This is a genomic window from Nonomuraea sp. NPDC050394 (assembly GCF_044459065.1).
Taxonomy (GTDB): domain Bacteria; phylum Actinomycetota; class Actinomycetes; order Streptosporangiales; family Streptosporangiaceae; genus Nonomuraea.
This window is the reverse complement of record NZ_JBITIO010000009.1, coordinates 87,419-105,029: the sequence shown is the minus strand read 5'-3', so window position 1 is coordinate 105,029 and position 17,611 is coordinate 87,419. Positions and strand designations below refer to the sequence as shown.

Here is a 17,611-nt window from a genome sequence, read left to right as displayed (position 1 = left end):
GGGTAGCCCTTCCGGTATGACAGTGACCAGATTCCAGGACCTGCCCCTGGCCGACCGCGGCAGGGAGTGGGACTCCGCCGCCGCCGACAAGCGCGTACGCGAGTGGGCGGGGATCGACGACAAGCCCAACGACGCCTACAAACGCGCCTTCGTCTGGTACGACGGCGACGACGCCGGCGAGTTCGGCGCGTACAAGCTGCCGATCGCCGACGTCGTCAACGGTGAGCTGAAGGCGGTGCCGCGGGCGGTGATGTCCGCCGGAGGGATACTCGACGGCGCGAGAGGCGGTGTGAAGCTCCCCCGGGACGAGATCGGCCGGGTGCGCGACCACCTCGCCAAGTACTACGCCAAGATGGACGAGCGCGCGCCCTGGGAGCGCTGACGGCGGCGTCCCTTGGCCAGCATCGAGAACCCGATCAGGGCCAGCACCGCCAGCTCCGACACCACGACCACCCGCTGGGTGAGCCCGGCGGGGATGTCGGCGTTGTCCAGCGGGATGCCGAACATGCGCACCACGTAGGGCACGACCACCAGAAGCAGGGCGCCAAGCGCGACGCCGCACAGGACCTTCATGGCCGGGGCGTACCGGATGCGGGCCCTGACCAGCAGCATGCCCGCGAGCGGCATGGCCAGGAAGGCGGCGAAAGCGGCGTACCTGTGGATGCCGCCCGACAGCGACAGCGGGACCCCGGGACGGTCGGTCGGGAAGGCGCCGATGAGGAACATGCAGGTCCCCCAGGCCACCAGCAGCCAGACGACCCGCCGGTCGGTGCCGGAACGGCGCAGCGCCTCGGCGATGAGCGCCGAGCCGAGCGCGAACAGGGTCAGCGAGGCGGGCAACAGCCAGCCGCCCGATGCCCAGGCGTATTCGCTGATCACGCTGTGGAACGGGTCGAGCCCAGCCTCGGCGTGCAAGGTGAGCATGGCGCCGCTTCCGGTGCCGATGGCCGCGAATCCGCTGACGAGCAATCCCTTCATGCCTCAAAGTTCGTGGAATACGGCTTTCGCGAGTATCCGAGATCGACCCTAAGGAGCCCTGATCGGCCCCCTACTACCTTGGTCGGGGCTCCCCCCGAAGGACCCCTCTGACCTGGGCGGAGACAGACCCTGGTAGGGCCTGCCTCCTCAGGGTCGGGCCCGTCTGCGCCACCGGCCGGCCTCGGTGAGGACCACCAGCGCCGCGCACACCACGGCCATCACCGGAACCGGCTGCGGGGTCAGCGGCGCCAGCAGGACCAGCGCGGCCGCGGCCAGGAAGGCGGCCGTGTCGGCTCCGCCGTAGCGGTGCGGGCGCAGGTGCAGCAGCCAGACCATGAACAGGAACAGGGCGACCGGCACCGCGACCGCGTATCCGGCGGCGACGGCCGGGATGTGGGCCTTGCCGGTCAGATGGTCCAGGCTGACCTCGATGCCCGAGCTCAGCGCGCCGATGCCGGCGAAGATCAGGTAGTGGCCGTAGCCCCACGGGATGGCGCGCCGGTTGGAGGTGAGCAGGTCGGCGGTCGGCGGGGCGAAGTAGATCCACCACAGCGAGAAGACGATCACCAGCGCGGAGACCGCCAGCACGATCAGCCCGGCCTGGATCCCGTGCTCGCTGCCGGCCTCCTGTACCGCGATGGTCGCGGCGAGCACGTTCTCGCCCATCATGATCAGCGTGAAGAGCCCGTAGCGCTCGGCGATGTGGTGAGGGTGCCAAGGTGTACGGCCGGCCGCCTCCGCCCACACCGGCACCGCCAGCTCGGCCAGGGCGCACACGACGAACCCGGCCAGGCGCCACTCCTGCGGCACGAACAGCAGCACGATCCACGCCACCTGCGCCGCGCAGATCCCCGACGCGTACCGCAACGCGGTGCGCCGTCCCTCCGGGTGCCCGGCCGCGGCGCGCAGCCACTGCGAGGCCATGGCGAGCCGCATGATCACGTACCCGAGCACGAACAGGCTGAGGTCGCCGTCCTGGAAGGCCCTCGGCACGCCCGCGGCCAGCACCAGCACGCCCGACATCTGCACGAGCGTGGTGATCCGGTACCACCAGTCGTCCACGTCGTACGCCGAGGCGAACCAGGTGTAGTTCATCCACGCCCACCAGACGGCGAAGAAGCACGTCAGGTAGCCGCTCAGCCCCTGAGCCAGGTGCCCCTCGGACAGCGCGTGGTGCAGCTGGCTCCCGGCGAAGGAGACGGCGACCACGAAGCACAGGTCGAAGAGGAGCTCCAGCGGGGTCGCCACGCGGTGCGACTCGCCGGTGTCGCGCGGGCGCATCGGGCGCAGGCCGTTCATGAGTCGGGTCTACCCAGGCCAGGACAGGATCAGGTCACGGCGAAGTATGCGCGCACCACAGTGCCGCCCGCCCACGTGTGGACCCTGACCAGATCGCTGAGCAGGTTGACGATGAGCAGCCCGCGCGAGCCCGCCATGCGCGGGTCGACCGGGCGGCGGCCGGCCAGCGGGTCGGTGATGTGGCCGGCGTCGCTGACCTCGCACACCAGGTGGCCGTTCTCGGTCCAGATGCGGACCAGGCCGGAGCCGCCGCCGTGGTCGAGACTGTTGGCGCCGAGCTCGGCGATCACCAGCCGCACGTCGTCGAGGCGGGTTCCGGTGAAGCCGGCCAGCGCGGCCTGGGAGGCGGCCAGCGCGCGGGCGGCGCCCAGGTTGGTGCTGTCGAAGCGGAGCGAGATCGGCTCGATCGGCTCGGGGAAGGGCCGGTTGTGCCAGGTGATGACCAGCTCGGGCGCGTAGGCGTCGCTGTGGCGCTCGCCGCCGGTCTCGCGCACCACCGGGTGGGTGCGCTCGGCCTCGCTCAAGACGTCGGGCGCGAGCCGTTCCGCGTCGTAGGGGCACAGGATCGTGGCCTGGCGGCCGACGAAGGCGTAGTTGATCAGCGCCTCGTGCTGGGCGCAGGCGGGGTACTCGACGGAGGAGCGTCCCGGCCAGATGGGCTCGCCGACGATCCGCACCCGCTCGCCCTGGTGACGGTCGGCGAAGTCGGTCAGCACCGCGGGGATGATCCGGCCGGGGTTGCGGCCGGCGTCGGCCATGTCCACGAGCATGATCCGCTCGGCGTCCGCGGCCAGGGCGGGGACGAGGACGGCCAGCCGTTCCGCGGGGACGGCGACCGCCACCGGCTCCATGCTCGCCAGCCCTTCGCGCACGAACGAGGTGATGGCAGCGACGTACTCCCGGTCGCCCCGATAGAAGAGGGCCGGGTGCGCGAACGGGTCCGCCAGCATCAAGGCACACGTTACTCCGAGCTGATGACTTCAAGGCCTCCCGATGGGTATCTCTCCGGTGTGAAGAGAATCCAGATCGTGCGGCGCCCCCACCTCCCGCGCCGGCCGCTTCCCCTCGATCTGCGCACGCCCTCGGGAAGGAAGCTCCCGTTCTGAGGACTGCGAACCTATGCTCGAACCATGTCGGAATTGCACGTGCGCGTCGCCGACGAGGATCGGGATCGCACCGCCCAGCAGTTGCAACACGCCTTCGCCGAGGGCCGCCTCACCCCCGCCGAGCTGGACGAACGCCTGAGTCTTGTCTTCTCCGGCCGGACCTACGGCGACCTGCTCGCGGTCGTCTCGGATCTGCCCGCGCCGCACATCGCCGAGGAGACCGTCCACCTGGAGACGAAGAACGGCCACGTGAAGCGCTCCGGTGACTGGGACGTGCCGCGCCACCTGCGCGTCACGTCCAAGTACGGCAGCGTCGACCTCGACTTCTCCGAGGCGGTCCTGTCGCATCCGGTGGTGGACATCGTGTTCGATCTCACGTACGGCTCCGCCGGCGTCGTGCTGCCGCCCGGCGCCTCGGCCAACGTGGACGAGTTCACCAACCAGTGGGGCTCGACCTCCTCCGACGTCCCCAGCCGGCCGCGTCCCGGCGTACCGCACATCAGGATCAGCGGCGAGAGCAAGTACGGCGCGCTGCGCGTGCGCTATCCGCGCAAGCGATGGTTCACCCACTGATGGAAGGCGGAGATGTGGTGCTCGCTGGGCACCAGCACGCCGCCCGCGCGGTAGGCGCGTGAGGACATGCCGGGCTGGGTCCGTTCGCAGGCGTCGAAGTCCTGCGCGTTGACCCGGTGGAAGAGCTCGACGGAGTGCGTCAGGTCGGCGCCCGCGGCCACCACGTCGGGATGGTAGAGCCAGTCGCACTCCACGACCGTGCGGTCGGCGGCCAGCGGGAACATCCTGTGCATGATCACGTGGTCCGGCACGAGGTTGATGAAGACCTGCGGCTTGACGGTGATCGCGTAGTAGCGCCGGTCCTGCTCGTCGGAGACGCCGGGCAGCTTGCCGAAGCCCGCCCTGCCGTCGACGGTGAACCCCTCGACGCGCTCGGCGAACTCCGCGCCGTGGCCGACGTAGTACTGGGCCGCGTAACCCCCGGCGAACTCGGGCAGCACCGCGGTCAGCTCCGGGTGGATGGTGGCGCAGTGGTAGCACTCCATGAAGTTCTCGACGATGAGCTTCCAGTTCGCCTGTACGTCGTAGACGATGCGGCGGCCGAGTGCCAGCTTGTCGACGTGGTAGTGCTCGATCGCGGCGGGGTCGCCGAGCCGTTCCGTGGCGGCGCCGGTGACCGTCTCCTCGAAGGAGGGCGGGTCATCGGCCAGGCAGAGCCAGGCGTAGCCGAGCCATTCGCGCAGGTGGACGGGGATCAGGCCGTACTCGACCCGGTCGATGTCCGGCATCTTGACCAGGTTGGGCGCGGCCACGAGCCGGCCGTCGAGGTCGTAGGACCAGGCGTGGTAGACGCAGCGGATGGTCCGCTTGACCTCGCCTTCCGGCTCGGCGCACAGCTGCGCGCCCCGGTGCCGGCAGACGTTGAGGAAGGCGCGTAAGACGCCGTCGCGGCTGCGTAGGACGATCACGCTCTCCCTGCCGATCCTGACGGTCCTGAAGGCGCCGGGTCGCGGGAGTTCGTCGGTCCTGACCGCGCAGAACCAGAGGTGTTCGAAGATCTTCTCTTGTTCCTCGCGGAAGATCTCGGGGTCGGTGTAGGAGCGGCCGGGAAGGGTGGAGACCAGACTCGACATGTTCACCCGCTTGTTGCGTATTACGCGACGAGTTGCTCTATATGCGACATCGTCGGGTCGGGTTCGCGAGCCTGTCAATAGGTGATCCGCCGGCGCAGGCGGGAGAGCAGCGGATAGAGCAGGCCGAGGCCGATCAGGACCAGCGCGAAGGTCAGGATCCACTCGTTGGAGCCGCCCTCGGTGTAGACCTGCGCGGGGCGGCCCACGTCGACGGCTCTGAGGGCCTGGCCCCTGGCCATGGTGTCGCGGGCGCTGCCGTACAGGGAGACCTCGCGCGCGCCCGAGGCGGTGGCGAACCGCCCGTACCACGCGCAGGCCTCGTGGCCGCCCGGATGCGTCACGCACGACAGACGGCTCGCCGTGAACGTGCCCCAGGTTCCCTCGGCCCGCGCGGCGCGCACGACGGGCCCGAGGTTGGGGACGGCGAGCGCCAGCAGCAGCACGGCGGTCACCGTCGCCACGACGACGGTGAAACGGCTGTTCACGCCCGCGCGCACGAGCAGGACATGCGCGCCCGCTCCTCCTTGTTCGGCCGGGCGTGCAGGATCATGGCGATCACCATCGGGGCGAAGACCACCGTGTTGTAGAACAGGTGCAGCTCCACGCGGGGGAATAGGAGCTGCGCCACGCTCGTCTGCACCGGCCGGCCCGCCAGGAACCAGCCCGACTGCACCTGGATGAGCAGCAGCAGGTGCTCGACGTGGTGCCAGATCTGGATGCCGAGGGCGATGTTCCACCACAGCCGGGCGCGCCCGGTGAAGCCCCTGCGCAGCACCCAGAGCGCCACGAGCATGATCAGCGCGTAGCCGTAGTGCAGCGCCTCCGAGGTGACGAGCCAGGGGAAGAACTGCCCCAGCACTCCCCTGGCCTCGGGCACGGGCCAGCCCAGCACCCAGATCTGCACCGCCTGCACGATGTGCTCGGCCCAGTGCGCGAGCACGACCAGCAGGAACACGTTCAGCGCGGTCCGGTGACGGGGACCGTTGAGCGTGCCGGTCAGGCCCGTGGACATCGGTATGGCGGTCATCATCCCTCCATCGCGTGGACAGCCGCACCTGTTGTACGGCCCGCCCCCGCGTCAGGGATTCAGTCCTCCGGAGTGATCTTCGTCGGATCCACCTTGGTGACCCGGCCCACGAAGATCCAGTTGATGCCCCAGAGGATGGCGCCCAGCACGATGAGGGCCGCCGCGCGCACGTAGATGTCCACCGACCTGCCGGTCAGCGGCAGCGCCAGGAACAGGCAGACCACGGCCCCGAGCACCGGCGCCCAGGTCGGGGCCCGGTAGTGGTCGTGGCCGACGTTCTCCTTGCGCAGGATCAGCACGCAGATGTTGACCAGCGCGAACACCAGCAGCAACAACAGCACGGTGGTGTCGGCCAGCGGCGCCACGTCGCCCGTCGAGACCAGGATCGCCGCGATGGCGATCGTGAACACGATGGCGATCCACGGAGTGGACCGGGTCGGGTGAACCGTGCCGAAGAACGGGGGGATGATGCGCTGGCGGGCCATGCCGTACACGAGCCTGGAGGCCATCAGCATGTTGATCAGCGCGGTGTTGCCGACGGCGAGCAGCGCGATCAGCGCGAAGAGCTTGGGCGGGAAGGCCAGTCCCGCGACCTTCACCACCTCCAGCAGCGGGCCCGAGGACTCCATCAGCGTCTTGGTGTCGACGAGCATGGTCGCCGTGAACGCCACCGCCATGTAGATCACCGCGGCCACGATCAGGCCCCCGAACAGGGCGCGGGGGAAGTCCTTCTGCGGGTTCTTGGCCTCCTCGGCCAGGTTGACCGAGTCCTCGAAGCCGAGCAGGGCGTAGAAGGCCAGCGCGGTGCCGCCGAGAATGCCGAGGAAGGCGCCGTTGGCCGGGTGGAACTCGATCGCCCTGGCGGGTTCGCCGTCCCCGGTGAAGAGGGCGAAGATGCCGATGGCCACGATTACCAGCAGGCCGAACGCCTCGATGATGGTCAGGGCCACGTTCACCTTGACGGATTCCGAAATTCCGGCGAAGTTCACCAGAGCCACCAGGCCCAGGAAGATGAACGCGCCGACGAGCACCGGCAGCGTCACGAACTCGGCCAGGTAGCGGCCGCCGAAGGCCCTGGCCGCCGCGCTCGCCGAGGTGATGCCGCTCATCATCACGGTGAACGCCACGATGAAGGTGACGAACGGGATGCCGAATGCCTTGTTGACATACAGCGCCGCTCCGGCCGCCTGCGGGTACTTACCGACCAGTTCGGCGTAGGCCGTCGCGGTCAGCGCGGCGAGGACGAACGCCACCAGGAACGGCAGCCACAGCGCCCCTCCGACATGCCCGGCGACCTTCCCGACCAGCGCGTATATGCCCGCGCCGAGAATGTCGCCGACGACGAACAGCAGCAGGACCCGGCGGCCGATGACCCGCTTCAGCGAGTGTTGTTCTACCTGACCAGTGCTCATGACCTTGGACTACCCAGGTCTGTCACCGCTGATGTTGGCAATGTGCAAGCGAGATTCAAGGAATGGTCCATAATGTCCCTTCGTCTCTACACCTACGAAGGGCACAACCATGACTTCCTCCCGCCGTCGCATCGCCATCACGATCGCGACGCTGACTCTTGCCGGACTGACCACCGCCTGCGGTGGCCTGGGCAACGCGGTCGACTGCGCCAGCATGAGCGCCGACCTCAACAAGATCACCCAGGAGTTCACCACCTCGATGACCAGCGCGGGCACGGACATCAAGGCGATCGAGACCGCGAGTTCCGACGCGGCCGGCAAGATCAAGACCCTGGCCGGCAAGCACGACGGCGACCTCGCCAGCGCGCTGAACGACCTGGCCGCCGTCTTCGAGGGCATCAAGGTCGACGAGAAGAACCCGGCCTCCGCCACCGAGGCCCTGGGCAAGATCCCCGACATTCAGGCGAAGGTCCAGAAGGCCTGCGGCTGACCTTTGAGCCCACGGCCGCCGCTCCGCCTGTGGGGGGCAGCGCGGCGCGGCGGCCGTGCCGCACAAGCACTACTCTTGCTGTCCGTGACGGCGGAGACCATGACGGCGGAAACCGTGACGACACCCGGCCGCCGCCTTCCGCGGCACCGCTACCGGATCGGGCTGATCGCCCTGGTGGCAGCGGCGGCGTACTCCGTGATCGGGCTGGTGAAGCTGGTCACGTTCAGGGCGAGTACCTACGATCTGGTCATCGTCGACTAGGCGGTGCGCAACTACTCGCGTTTCCGCCCGCCGTACATCCCCGTCGTGGGCGGCTGGCACGACCGGGGCATGGACTACCTCCAGATCGTCGACCACTTCTCGCCGATCTACGCGCTGCTGGCGCCGTTCTACTGGATCCACGACGGGCCCGGCTCGCTGATCGTCGCGCAGGCGCTGCTGTTCGCCGCGGCGATCCCTTTCCTGTGGCTGTACACCCGGCGCGTGCTCGGGATCGGGCCCGCGTACCTGGTCTCCATCGCGTACGCGCTGTCGTGGCCCGTGGCCCAGGCGATCGCGTTCGACGCGCACGAGGTCATGTTCGTGCCGGTGCTGACCGCCATCATGATCGAGCGCTACCAGGCGGGACGGTTCCTGCCCGCTTTCCTGGCGATGTTCGGGCTCCTCCTGGTCAAGGAGGACATGGGGCTGATGGTGATGGGGTTCGGCCTCTACCTGTTCGTCACCGGCGACCGCTTCCGCGGCATCTGCTGCGCGGTGATCGGCGCGGCCGGGGTCATGCTCACCCGCGGCGCGATCATCCCCATGCTCGGCGGCGACACCTCCGACTTCTGGGCCTACAACCACCTGGGGCCCGACCTGCCCGGCGCGCTGCTCGGCATCCTGCGCGACCCGCTCGGGACGCTGCTGCTGCCCTTCAGCGCCGAGGCCAAGGTCGACACGCTGTTCCTGCTGGTCTGGCCGACGCTGCTGCTGTGCCTGCTGTCGCCGTTGTCGCTGATCGCGCTGCCGCACGTGCTGGAGCGGATGCTGTCGGACCGGGAGCTGTGGTGGCAGGCCGACTTCCAGTACAGCGCGTTCACGGTGATCATCCTGTTCTGCGCGGGGGTGGATGGTCTCGCCCGGCTGCAGCGGTGGCTGGGGCGCAAGGACCTCGCGCTGGTGTGGTCGGCGGCGGTGCTGGTGGTCGCGGTCACCCTCGTGCCCCGGTTCGCCCTCGACCAGCTCTACCACCCCGACTTCTACAAGGGCGACCAGACCAAGATCGTGGCGGCTCGGGAGGCGGTGGCGAAGATCCCGGACGGGGTGGTGGTCGAGGCGGCCAACAGCTTCGGGCCGGCGTTGACCGGGCGTACGACGGTGCTGCTGTGGACGGCCGAATCGCACGACGCGCCTTGGGTGATCGCGGACACGACCCGCTGGGAGTTCCCCTTCGGCTCGGCCGACGACCAACGCGCCCAGGTCGACGCCCTCCTCTCCCGTGGCTACACAAGCGTCTTCGCCCGCGACGGCGTTGTCGTTCTCCGCCGCTGATCTTCTGGCGGGTGGTCTCTCGCGACGTGCGCCTCTTTTGCGGTTACGGCAAGCCGCCCCCACGCCACCCGCCGACGACGGCGGGCGCCGATCGTGGGGGTCGCTTCTCACGCCGGACGTGGTCCCCGCCGTCACGGCACCCGTGCGGAAACTGTCGGTGGTGTCCGGCACACTCCTGCCCATGAGGCTGGGAAAGATCGTGCTGACCGGTGCCGCCGGGCAGGTGGGAGCGGCGATCCGGGACGCGCTGCGGGCGCGGGCCGAGCGGCTGGTGCTGGTCGACCGGGTGCCCCTGGACGCGCGGGCGGGCAACGAGGAGGTCGTCACCACCGAGCTCGACGGCCTCGGCACGGTCCTGGAGGTGGTCAGAGGCGCCGACGTGGTCGTCCACCTGTCCGGCATCCCCGACGAGGCGCCCCTGCCGGACCTGCTCCAAGCGAACGTGCTCGGCACCCACCACGTCTTCGAAGCCGCCAGGCTGACCGGGGTCCCGCGGGTCGTGCTGGCCGGCAGCAACCGCCTGACCGGCCACTATCCCGCCACGCGGACGCTCACCCCCGATCTCGTGCCCCGCCCCGACGGCCTCTACGGCGTCTCCAAGGCCGCGGTCGAGGCCCTGGCCCACCTTTACGCGGACAAGTTCGGCCTCCAGATCGTCAGCCTGCGGATCGGCAGCCTCGAACCCGAACCCGAGGACGCCCGCCACCTGGCCACCTGGCTCAGCCCGCGCGACTGCGCCGGCTACTTCGCCGCCGCCCTCACCACCCCGGTCACCGGCTTCGTGGCCGGCTACGCGGTCTCGGCCAACGCCCGCCGCTTCTGGGAACTTCCCGGCCTCGGCTACACCCCGCTGGACAACGCCGAAGCCTTCGCCGCCCGCTTCCCCGGCGCCGACGCCTTCTTCGTTGACGACATGCCCCAGGGCGGTTCGTTCGCCGCGCCCGCCTACACCCTCCCCCACCTGCGGTAACCCACTCACTGGAGGCATGCGGCCGGCTGGACCGGGACCTCGATCGCGCTGGCGGAGAGCAGCGCCTCGTCGGGCGGGCGGCAGATCACGAGTCAGCCGATGGCCTGCTTGTACGCCTGGTCGAAGCCCTCCAGGACCGACTTCCAGGAGCCGGCCGCGGGCTCCGTCGCGCGATTGTGGGCGGCGATCGACTCGCGGAGCTTCGTGTCGGTGGTCAGGCGGGCGACGCAGCGGGCCAGGTCCGGTTCGTCGCGGGCCAGCAGGCCCTCCTCGCCGTGCCGGACGAAGTCGGCGACCCCGCTGCGTTCACGGGCGATCACCGGCAGCCCCGCGGCCCTCGCCTCCAGGGCGGCGATGCCGAAGGACTCCAAGGGCGCGGGCGCCACGAACATGTCGGCCGAGGCCAGCAGCCTGGCGATCTCTTCGCGGCTCTGGCGGCCGGGAAGCGTCACCCAGCTCGTCATGTCGTGCTGGGTGAGGTAGCGGTCCATCGAGCCTCTCGCCGGGCCGTCGCCGACGATCGTGGCGCGCATCGCGATGCCGGACGGGACTCGGGCGCGGGCCGTGTTCAGGGCCTTCAGGAGCCGCACCGGGTGTTTGCGTGGTGCCAGCCTGCCCACCGCCACGATGTGGACGCCGTCCCTGCCCCCCTCGTCAGAGGGCAGCTCCGACGGGCGCCAGCCGGTCAGGTCCAGGCCGTTGGAGACCACGTGGACCGGTACCCCCCGGCCGGCGACCCGGCGGATCGGGACGGCGGCCGCACTGCTCACGGTGGTGGCGACCACGCCCCAGCGGTGCCACTCGTACACGAGGCGGAGCAGGCGGTAGACGGCGCGGGTGCCCGGGTCCCACATGCTGTGGACGGTCACCACCACGGGCAGTCCGGCCCGTACGGCCGCGCGTACCCCCATCCAGGCGAACGGCGAGACCGCCCCCGTGTGCACGTGCACGACATCGGGACGGGAGGAGGTGAGCAGGCGGGTGACATGTCCCACGCCGCGCGGGTGTACGGGCAGGTCGAAGGGCATTCTGGCGACGATCCTGCGCACGCCGTCGAGGGGTTCGCCGCGGGTGGCCGTGGCCACCTCGACCTCGTGGCCCGCCTCCCGCTGCTGGCGTACGAGGTCGGCCACCTGGACCTCGATCCCTCCGAGCCGCGGCAGGTAACAGTCACTCACGTGAAAGATCCGCACCTCTCCCAGACTAATCTGGGCCCTGTGCCAACAAAGCCACGCACAGCTGTGTTCTTCCACGCCCACCCCGATGACGAGGCCCTGCTGACGGCGGGCACCATGGCGATGCTCGCGGCCGAGGGGCACCGGGTGGTGCTGGTGGTGGCCACGGCGGGCGAGCGCGGCCTGGCGGAGATGGATCCTGGCGACGAGCTGGGCGAGACGCGGCTCCAGGAGCTCTACACCTCGGCCGCGCTGCTGGGCTGCGCCCGGGTGGAGTGTCTGGGCTACGGCGACTCGGGGCTGAGCCCCAAGGGCGGCGTCGCGGAGGAGCGGCCGGACAACGCCTTCATCGACGCCGACACCGACCAGGCGGCCAGGCAGCTGGCCGAGATCCTCAAGGACGAGGCCGCCGACCTGCTGGCGATCTACGATCCGGCCGGCGGGTACGGGCATCCGGACCACGTCCAGGTGCACCGGGTGGGCAGGCGCGCGGCGGAGATGGCGGGAACGGAGATCGTCCTGGAGGCGACGGTGAACCGCGATCCGTTGCTCAAGGCGCTCAAGCTGGCGGGGAAGGTCTACCGGTTTCCGCCGGAGTTCGATCCCCGGACGTTCGAGAGCGCCTACACTGCGGGCGATCAGATCACCCATCGGGTGAACGTCAGGAAGTACACCAAGCAGAAGCGGGCGTCGATGGAGGCGCACGTCTCACAGGCCAGCGGCGGCGACAGCGACCGTACTCTGGCAGTGATGCTGAAGATCCCCGGCCCCCTCTACCGCCTGGTGTTCGGGACCGAGTGGTTCGTCCGCAGGGACGTCCCTCCGGGCACCCGGCTCACCCACCCCTTCGAGCAGGTGTGATGAAGAACAAGTGGCTGCAGGTCACTCTGTCCGTGCTCTCCCTTGCTCTGGCGGTCCTGCTGGTGGTCTACCTGCCGCAGATCGTGCAGGCGCTGACCGGCAAGCCGGTCTCGTGGCGGGAGATCGGCGCGGAGTTCGGCCAGCTCGGCCCCGGCACGATCGCGCTGATGGCCGGGCTGTGGCTGCTGAGCCTGCTGGCCTACACGTTCGTGCTGACCAACTCGCAGCCCGGCCTCAGCAACCTGCAGGGCCTCACGCTCAACGCCGCGGGCAGCGCGGTCAGCAACCTGCTGCCGTTCGGCGGCGCCGCGGGCGTGGCGCTGACGTTCGCCATGTGCAAGGGCTGGGGGTTCGGCTACCGGTCGATCGTGGTGATGACGCTGGTCAGCGGCGTGTGGAACACGCTGTTCCGGTTCATCCTGCCCGCGGTCGGGATCATCGCGCTGCTGATGGCGGGCGAGGTGGTCAACACGACCGTGGAACGGGCGGGATGGGCGGGCGCGATCTCGATCCTGGTGCTCGTGGTCGTGGTGGCGGCGGCGCTGTACTGGGACCGCGCGGCGGTGCTCCTGGGCAAGGTGCTCGACGGGCTGGGCAGGCCGTTCAAGAAGGAGATCGCGCCGTCGTTCCACAAGCTGCGGGCCGACACCGCGGGGATCGTCAGGACGCGCTGGCCCGGGCTGTCGCTCGCGATGATCGCGTTCCTGGCGCTCCAGTGGGGGATCATGGTGGTCTGCATGCAGGCCACCGGCGCGTATCCCGGGCTGGCGCAGTCGATCGCGGTCTTCGCGCTGTCGCGGGTGCTCACCGCCGCGCTGATCACGCCGAGCGGCGCCGGGATCATGGAAGGCGGGGTGGTGCTCCTGCTCGTCTCCTTCGGCATCCCCACGGCTCCCGCGACCGCGACCGCACTGTTGTTCGGCTTCTGGACTTACACTATCGAGATCCCGTTCGGCGGCCTGGCCCTGGGCGCGTGGGCGCTCCTGCGCCGGCGCGACAGCCGCAACGGTGCCGCGAAATCCCCGTCCGAGAGCATGAAGGCCCCGCAGTGACCCTTCCAAACCCCTCAAAGACCTTGTGCGTGATTCGGAAGCGCGCATAGCGTGGCGGCTGACATGGTGGCGTTTCGAGTTCTGGGGCCAGTCGAGGCGTACGAAAACGACGAACTCGACCTCGGCGGGTTGCGGCAGCGAGCCGTCCTCGCCCGATTGCTCGTGGCCAGGGGTCAGGTCGTTCCGGTCGACACCCTGCTCTACGACCTGTGGGCGGACGACACCGCCAAGGGCGCCCAGTCGGGCCTGCAGGTCTACATCTCCCGCCTGCGCCGCGTGCTGGAACCCGGCCGTCCGCGCGGGGGTCCCAACCGGCTGCTGGTGACGGTCGCCTCCGGGTACGCGCTGCGCGTCGCGCCCGACCAGGTCGACGCGCTCCGCTTCGAGCAGCTGGTACGCAGCGCCGGAGAGCGCCTGGAGGGCGATGACCCCCAGTCGGCCAGGACCTTCCTGGAGAAGGCGCTCGGGCTGTGGCGCGGCACGCCGTACTCCGACTTCGCCGACCAGACGTGGGCGGAGGCCGAGGTGAACCGGCTGACCGAGCTGCGGCTGGTGGCGCGCGAGCGCCACGCCGACACCGGGCTGCGCCTCGGGCTCAACGCCGAGACCGTGCCCGACCTGGAGGCGATGACCACCGAGCACCCGCTGCGCGAGGAGGGGTGGCGGCTGCTGTCGCTGGGCCTTTACCGCAGCGGCCGGCAGGGCGACGCGCTGGCCGCGCTGCGCCGTGCCCGCGGCATCCTGGCCGACGAGCTCGGCATCGACCCCGGTCCCGCGCTGCGCAAGCTGGAGTCCGACATCCTCGCCCAGGCGCCCGGCCTGGAGCTGGTCCCGTCGGCCCGCCCGTCCCGCCCGGCGCAGCCGGTCAACGACACCTGGCCGCCGCGTCCCGCCGCGCCCGTGGAGCCGCCGCCGCTGGAGCCGGAGCCGTTCGTCGGCCGCGACGCCGAGCTGACCAGGCTGACGCAGGCCGCCGCCCGCACGGGCCGCTTCCAGGTGGCGATCGTCACCGGTGTGGCGGGGGCCGGCAAGACCACGCTGCTGAGCCAGCTGGAGAGCAAGCTCGCCACCGACGGCTGGATCACCTCCTCCGGCGCCTGCCCCGACTCCACCGCCACCCCGCCCGGCTGGGCCTGGGTGGAGATCCTGCGCACGCTGGTCGGCGTGACCGGCGCCGGCGAGTACGCGCAGTTGCTCGCGCCCCTGCTCGACGACGCCGACCCCGATCCCGACGACGACGAGCTGTCCGGCGGCTTCCGCCTGCACCGCGCGGTCGGCGGCTACCTGGCCGGAGTGGCCCGCCGCTCCCCCGTGCTGCTCACCCTGGAAGACCTCCACTGGGCCGACGACCAGACGCTGGCGCTGCTGCGCGCGCTGCCGAGCCTGCTGGCCACCAGCCGGGTCATGCTCGTGGTCACCTGCAGGGAGAGTGAGCTGGACGACGGGCAGTCCGACGTGCTGGCCGCGCTGGCCAGGCTCGGCCCGGTCCGGGTGGGGCTGTCCGGGCTCGACCCGAAGGCGGTGGCCGAGCTGGTGCGGGCCACCTGCGTACGCGAGATCGACGAGGACGCGGTCGAGTCGATCGTCGAACGCACCGGCGGCAACCCGTTCTTCGTGCGCGAGACCGTGCGCCTGCTCGACTCCGAGGCCGCGGCGGCCGGTGAGACGACGACCACCGCGGTGCTGTCGAGGGTGCCGTCCGGCGTGCGGGACGTGCTGCGGCGGCGCATCTCGCGGCTGCCGGCCGAGGCGCAGCAGATCCTGCTGCAGGCGGCGGCGATCGGCCGCGACGTGGACATCGACGTGCTCATCGGCGTGGCCGGGGCCGAGGAGCCGGTGGTCGAGGCGGTCGAGGCGGCGCTGCTGGCCGGGCTCGTCACCGAGCCGGGCCCCGGCATGCTGCGCTTCGACCACGACCTGGTGCGCGACACGATCTACTCCGACGCCTCGCGGCTGCGCCGTACCCGGTTGCACGCGGCCGTCGCGAAGGAGATCGAGGAGCGCAACCCGGCGGACGTGGCGGCGCTGGCCCACCACTACTTCCTCGCCGACGCCGCGGAGAAGGCGGTCCACTACGCCGGGCTGGCGGCCGAGCAGGCCGAGCGGCGCTTCGCGCACCGCGAGGCGGCGCGGCTGTGGGAGCAGGCGATCGCGGCCTTCGAGCGCACCGGCGGCGACACCAAAGAACGTCTGCAGCTGATGCTGCGCCAGATCAAGGCCCTCGCGGTCTGCGGCGACATGACCGCGGCCAGGCTGCTGCGCCGCCAGGCGATGGACCTGGCGCTGCCGCTGCAGGACCTGGAGATCACCGCACGGGTGGCGGCGTCGCTGGCGGTGCCGCACAAGGGCATGGCGCGCGACTTCACCCGCACCGCGTGGGAGATCGTCGACGTCACCGAGAAGGCGCTCATAGAGCTGCCCGAGGGTGAGCAGACGCTGCGGGCGAGCCTGCTGACCACGCTGGCGCTGGAGCTGGAGGGCTCCTCCTCGCCCGAGCGGGGCCGTCAGGCGTCGCTGGAGGCGCTCGAACTGGCCCGGCAGAGCGGCGACCCGGCCCTGATCGCGGCGGCGCTGAGCGGGCGGCTGCGCCAGTCCTACGACATCCCCGCCGTCGACACGCGCGAGAGCATCGGCCGTGAGCTGCTGGAGGTGGCGCAGCGCTCCGGCCAGATGGCCACGCAGGCGCTGGCCCACCTGGTGCTGCTGGAGTGCGCGGCGGCGCGCGGCGAGTTCGCGGCGGCCGACCAGCACGCGGCGGCGGCCGAGAAGCTGTCGAAGCAGTACGACCTGTCGGCCCCCGCCGCCGTCTGCGCCTGGTACTCCGGGCAGCGGCTGATGATCGCCGGCGACTACGCGGGCGCCGAGCGCGCCTACCGCGACGCGGCCAGGATGACCGCGCGGGTCGGCATGCTCGAAGGCCGCCAGGACCTGCCGCTGATCACCACGTTCTGCCTGCGCCTGGTCGACGGGCGGGCGGCCGAGACGGTCGAGCTGCTGAGCGAGAAGCACCTGGGCGGCTCCAAGTGGACGCTCGACCCCTACGCGCTCGCGCTGGCCTCGGCCGGGCACATCTCCGACGCCAAGGCGGTGGCGGCCACGCGCCCGCCGGTGCGGCCCGACTTCCTGTACGAGCTGGCGATGACCTGGCGGGCCCTGGCCGGGATGCTGCTCGACGACCGCGCGCGGATGGTCGACTGCTACGACAAGCTCAAGCCGTTCGCCGACCGCGTCGCCGGCGCGGGCACGGGCGTCGTGGCGCTCTGGCCCGTCGCGCTGACGCTGGGAGATCTCGCGGTACGGCTCGGCCAGCCCGACGCCGCCCTCGACCACTACCGCAAGGCGCTGGAGGTGGCCGAGCGGGTCGGCGTGGCACGCTGGGTGGAGGCGGCGCGGCGTTCGGTCAGCAACTCACTTGGAAACGGTCGCTCTTGATCGTCTTCTGGCCCTGCACGGCGAACTCGACCCGGTACCAGCCGGGGTTGTCGGCGACCCTGGCCTGCCAGGAGACCGTGCGCCGGGCGGCGCCGAACCCGGAGTGGTCGACCAGGTAGACGCTCCACCGCTTGGTGTACGGGCTCCAGCGTGACAGCTGCCAGCGGTAGAGCACGGTCTGCGCGGGATCGGGGTTGATCACGACGGTCCTGGCCAGGTAGACGCGGTCGCAGCCCTGCCCGCCGGACCTGGCGGAGACGGAGATGGCGCCGGGCGCGACGGCGGCGGGCTGTGAGGTGATCGGCACCTCGCGGGCCTGCAGCGTGATCGCCTGCTGGGGCCGCGGGGCCGACCTGGCCGCGTCGTAGGCGGTGACGCCCGCGTACGCGCCCGTGGCGGCCAAGGCGGCGACGAACAGCTTGACGGCGTTGGCCGATCCGGCGGTGAGCGCCGCTGTGGTTGCCTTGCTCATGGTCACCACTCCTTCGTTCTCACCCTCAGGTGTACGCGCGGGGGGTTGAGGGTTGCTTGTCGCGCACTTGCAATCGGGGAAGACTGGCGAGGTGACACGGGCTCGGGGGATCAAATAAGGTAAGCCTGGCCTTATATTCGCTTGGTGGGGTGATGTCT

The 17,611-nt window shown here is 70.6% G+C and carries 18 protein-coding genes; 9 read left to right on the top strand and 9 right to left on the bottom strand.

The genetic code is table 11. The annotated features are described in order from the left end of the window. Positions 1 to 16: 16 nt before the first annotated feature. Positions 17 to 382, top strand: coding sequence for a hypothetical protein (locus ACIBKY_RS31785; RefSeq protein ID WP_397102347.1), 366 nt, complete (start codon positions 17 to 19; stop codon positions 380 to 382). On the opposite strand, the gene ACIBKY_RS31780 is transcribed toward ACIBKY_RS31785, so the two are convergent. The 3 genes from ACIBKY_RS31780 to ACIBKY_RS31770 all read right to left on the bottom strand — a co-directional run bounded on the left by ACIBKY_RS31780 (position 343) and on the right by ACIBKY_RS31770 (position 3,227). Beyond that, positions 343 to 978: a DUF998 domain-containing protein gene (locus ACIBKY_RS31780; protein ID WP_379610326.1), complete on the bottom strand. Its 636-nt coding sequence runs from the start codon at positions 976 to 978 to the stop codon at positions 343 to 345. The genes ACIBKY_RS31785 and ACIBKY_RS31780 overlap by 40 nt on opposite strands. A gap of 147 nt (positions 979 to 1,125) precedes the next feature. After that, positions 1,126 to 2,277, bottom strand: coding sequence for a low temperature requirement protein A (locus tag ACIBKY_RS31775; RefSeq protein WP_397102345.1), 1,152 nt, complete (start codon positions 2,275 to 2,277; stop codon positions 1,126 to 1,128). Positions 2,278 to 2,306: 29 nt separating this feature from the next. Beyond that, entirely contained in the window at positions 2,307 to 3,227 is a 921-nt protein-coding gene (locus ACIBKY_RS31770; RefSeq protein ID WP_397102343.1) for an anti-sigma factor RsbA family regulatory protein, read from the bottom strand. 180 nt (positions 3,228 to 3,407) lie between these two features. Here ACIBKY_RS31770 and ACIBKY_RS31765 point away from each other — a divergent pair, with 180 nt between their 5' ends. After that, on the top strand, positions 3,408 to 3,956 hold the full coding sequence (locus tag ACIBKY_RS31765; RefSeq protein ID WP_397102341.1) for a DUF1707 domain-containing protein: 549 nt from the start codon (positions 3,408 to 3,410) through the stop codon (positions 3,954 to 3,956). Here the strand turns inward: ACIBKY_RS31765 and ACIBKY_RS31760 are convergent. The 4 genes from ACIBKY_RS31760 to ACIBKY_RS31745 form a co-directional block, all read right to left on the bottom strand. Next, on the bottom strand, positions 3,926 to 5,029 hold the full coding sequence (locus ACIBKY_RS31760) for an aromatic ring-hydroxylating dioxygenase subunit alpha (protein WP_397102339.1): 1,104 nt from the start codon (positions 5,027 to 5,029) through the stop codon (positions 3,926 to 3,928). The genes ACIBKY_RS31765 and ACIBKY_RS31760 overlap by 31 nt on opposite strands. Positions 5,030 to 5,103: 74 nt before the next feature. After that, positions 5,104 to 5,526, bottom strand: coding sequence for a hypothetical protein (locus ACIBKY_RS31755; protein ID WP_397102337.1), 423 nt, complete (start codon positions 5,524 to 5,526; stop codon positions 5,104 to 5,106). Then, a complete protein-coding gene (locus tag ACIBKY_RS31750; protein WP_397102335.1) occupies positions 5,511 to 6,059 on the bottom strand; it encodes a hypothetical protein in 549 nt (182 codons plus the stop codon). The genes ACIBKY_RS31755 and ACIBKY_RS31750 overlap by 16 nt, the downstream gene beginning before the upstream one ends. A gap of 56 nt (positions 6,060 to 6,115) precedes the next feature. Next, the gene (locus ACIBKY_RS31745; RefSeq protein ID WP_397102333.1) at positions 6,116 to 7,468 is read right to left on the bottom strand and encodes an APC family permease; all 1,353 of its coding nucleotides are present in this window, start codon (positions 7,466 to 7,468) and stop codon (positions 6,116 to 6,118) included. A gap of 109 nt (positions 7,469 to 7,577) precedes the next feature. Between ACIBKY_RS31745 and ACIBKY_RS31740 the strand changes: the two genes are divergently transcribed. From ACIBKY_RS31740 to ACIBKY_RS31725, 4 genes are all read left to right on the top strand, one after another. Next, on the top strand, positions 7,578 to 7,958 hold the full coding sequence (locus ACIBKY_RS31740) for a hypothetical protein (RefSeq protein ID WP_397102331.1): 381 nt from the start codon (positions 7,578 to 7,580) through the stop codon (positions 7,956 to 7,958). Positions 7,959 to 8,042: 84 nt separating this feature from the next. After that, complete coding sequence (locus tag ACIBKY_RS31735; RefSeq protein WP_397102329.1) at positions 8,043 to 8,219, top strand: hypothetical protein; 177 nt, start codon at positions 8,043 to 8,045, stop codon at positions 8,217 to 8,219. Between the two features lie 3 nt (positions 8,220 to 8,222). Next, entirely contained in the window at positions 8,223 to 9,491 is a 1,269-nt protein-coding gene (locus ACIBKY_RS31730; RefSeq protein ID WP_397102327.1) for a DUF2079 domain-containing protein, read from the top strand. Between the two features lie 181 nt (positions 9,492 to 9,672). Further along, a complete protein-coding gene (locus ACIBKY_RS31725) occupies positions 9,673 to 10,461 on the top strand; it encodes an NAD-dependent epimerase/dehydratase family protein (protein ID WP_397102325.1) in 789 nt (262 codons plus the stop codon). A 92-nt stretch (positions 10,462 to 10,553) separates the two neighbouring features. Here ACIBKY_RS31725 and ACIBKY_RS31720 read toward each other — a convergent pair whose 3' ends face one another. Next, the gene (locus ACIBKY_RS31720; protein ID WP_397102323.1) at positions 10,554 to 11,654 is read right to left on the bottom strand and encodes a glycosyltransferase family 4 protein; all 1,101 of its coding nucleotides are present in this window, start codon (positions 11,652 to 11,654) and stop codon (positions 10,554 to 10,556) included. Between the two features lie 24 nt (positions 11,655 to 11,678). Here ACIBKY_RS31720 and ACIBKY_RS31715 point away from each other — a divergent pair, with 24 nt between their 5' ends. The 3 genes from ACIBKY_RS31715 to ACIBKY_RS31705 all read left to right on the top strand — a co-directional run bounded on the left by ACIBKY_RS31715 (position 11,679) and on the right by ACIBKY_RS31705 (position 16,981). Continuing rightward, positions 11,679 to 12,497, top strand: coding sequence for a PIG-L deacetylase family protein (locus ACIBKY_RS31715; RefSeq protein ID WP_397102322.1), 819 nt, complete (start codon positions 11,679 to 11,681; stop codon positions 12,495 to 12,497). Continuing rightward, positions 12,497 to 13,549 (top strand): YbhN family protein, encoded by a 1,053-nt coding sequence (locus ACIBKY_RS31710; protein ID WP_397102320.1) that lies wholly within the window; start codon positions 12,497 to 12,499, stop codon positions 13,547 to 13,549. The genes ACIBKY_RS31715 and ACIBKY_RS31710 overlap by 1 nt, the downstream gene beginning before the upstream one ends. A gap of 63 nt (positions 13,550 to 13,612) precedes the next feature. Then, on the top strand, positions 13,613 to 16,981 hold the full coding sequence (locus ACIBKY_RS31705) for a BTAD domain-containing putative transcriptional regulator (protein ID WP_397102318.1): 3,369 nt from the start codon (positions 13,613 to 13,615) through the stop codon (positions 16,979 to 16,981). Here the strand turns inward: ACIBKY_RS31705 and ACIBKY_RS31700 are convergent. Beyond that, complete coding sequence (locus ACIBKY_RS31700) at positions 16,950 to 17,453, bottom strand: hypothetical protein (protein ID WP_397102316.1); 504 nt, start codon at positions 17,451 to 17,453, stop codon at positions 16,950 to 16,952. The genes ACIBKY_RS31705 and ACIBKY_RS31700 overlap by 32 nt on opposite strands. Positions 17,454 to 17,611: the final 158 nt, after the last annotated feature.

What these genes read in the sequence shown, in the direction of transcription:
- ACIBKY_RS31780 (WP_379610326.1), bottom strand. Translation starts at nt 978, where the DNA reads ATGAAGGGATTGCTCGTCAGCGGATTCGCGGCCATCGGCACCGGAAGC.
- ACIBKY_RS31770 (WP_397102343.1), bottom strand. Translation starts at nt 3,227, where the DNA reads ATGCTGGCGGACCCGTTCGCGCACCCGGCCCTCTTCTATCGGGGCGAC.
- ACIBKY_RS31765 (WP_397102341.1), top strand. Translation starts at nt 3,408, where the DNA reads ATGTCGGAATTGCACGTGCGCGTCGCCGACGAGGATCGGGATCGCACC.
- ACIBKY_RS31750 (WP_397102335.1), bottom strand. Translation starts at nt 6,059, where the DNA reads ATGATGACCGCCATACCGATGTCCACGGGCCTGACCGGCACGCTCAAC.
- ACIBKY_RS31700 (WP_397102316.1), bottom strand. Translation starts at nt 17,453, where the DNA reads ATGAGCAAGGCAACCACAGCGGCGCTCACCGCCGGATCGGCCAACGCC.
- ACIBKY_RS31745 (WP_397102333.1), bottom strand. Translation starts at nt 7,468, where the DNA reads ATGAGCACTGGTCAGGTAGAACAACACTCGCTGAAGCGGGTCATCGGC.
- ACIBKY_RS31725 (WP_397102325.1), top strand. Translation starts at nt 9,673, where the DNA reads ATGAGGCTGGGAAAGATCGTGCTGACCGGTGCCGCCGGGCAGGTGGGA.
- ACIBKY_RS31710 (WP_397102320.1), top strand. Translation starts at nt 12,497, where the DNA reads ATGAAGAACAAGTGGCTGCAGGTCACTCTGTCCGTGCTCTCCCTTGCT.
- ACIBKY_RS31775 (WP_397102345.1), bottom strand. Translation starts at nt 2,277, where the DNA reads ATGAACGGCCTGCGCCCGATGCGCCCGCGCGACACCGGCGAGTCGCAC.
- ACIBKY_RS31740 (WP_397102331.1), top strand. Translation starts at nt 7,578, where the DNA reads ATGACTTCCTCCCGCCGTCGCATCGCCATCACGATCGCGACGCTGACT.
- ACIBKY_RS31705 (WP_397102318.1), top strand. Translation starts at nt 13,613, where the DNA reads ATGGTGGCGTTTCGAGTTCTGGGGCCAGTCGAGGCGTACGAAAACGAC.
- ACIBKY_RS31785 (WP_397102347.1), top strand. Translation starts at nt 17, where the DNA reads ATGACAGTGACCAGATTCCAGGACCTGCCCCTGGCCGACCGCGGCAGG.
- ACIBKY_RS31760 (WP_397102339.1), bottom strand. Translation starts at nt 5,029, where the DNA reads ATGTCGAGTCTGGTCTCCACCCTTCCCGGCCGCTCCTACACCGACCCC.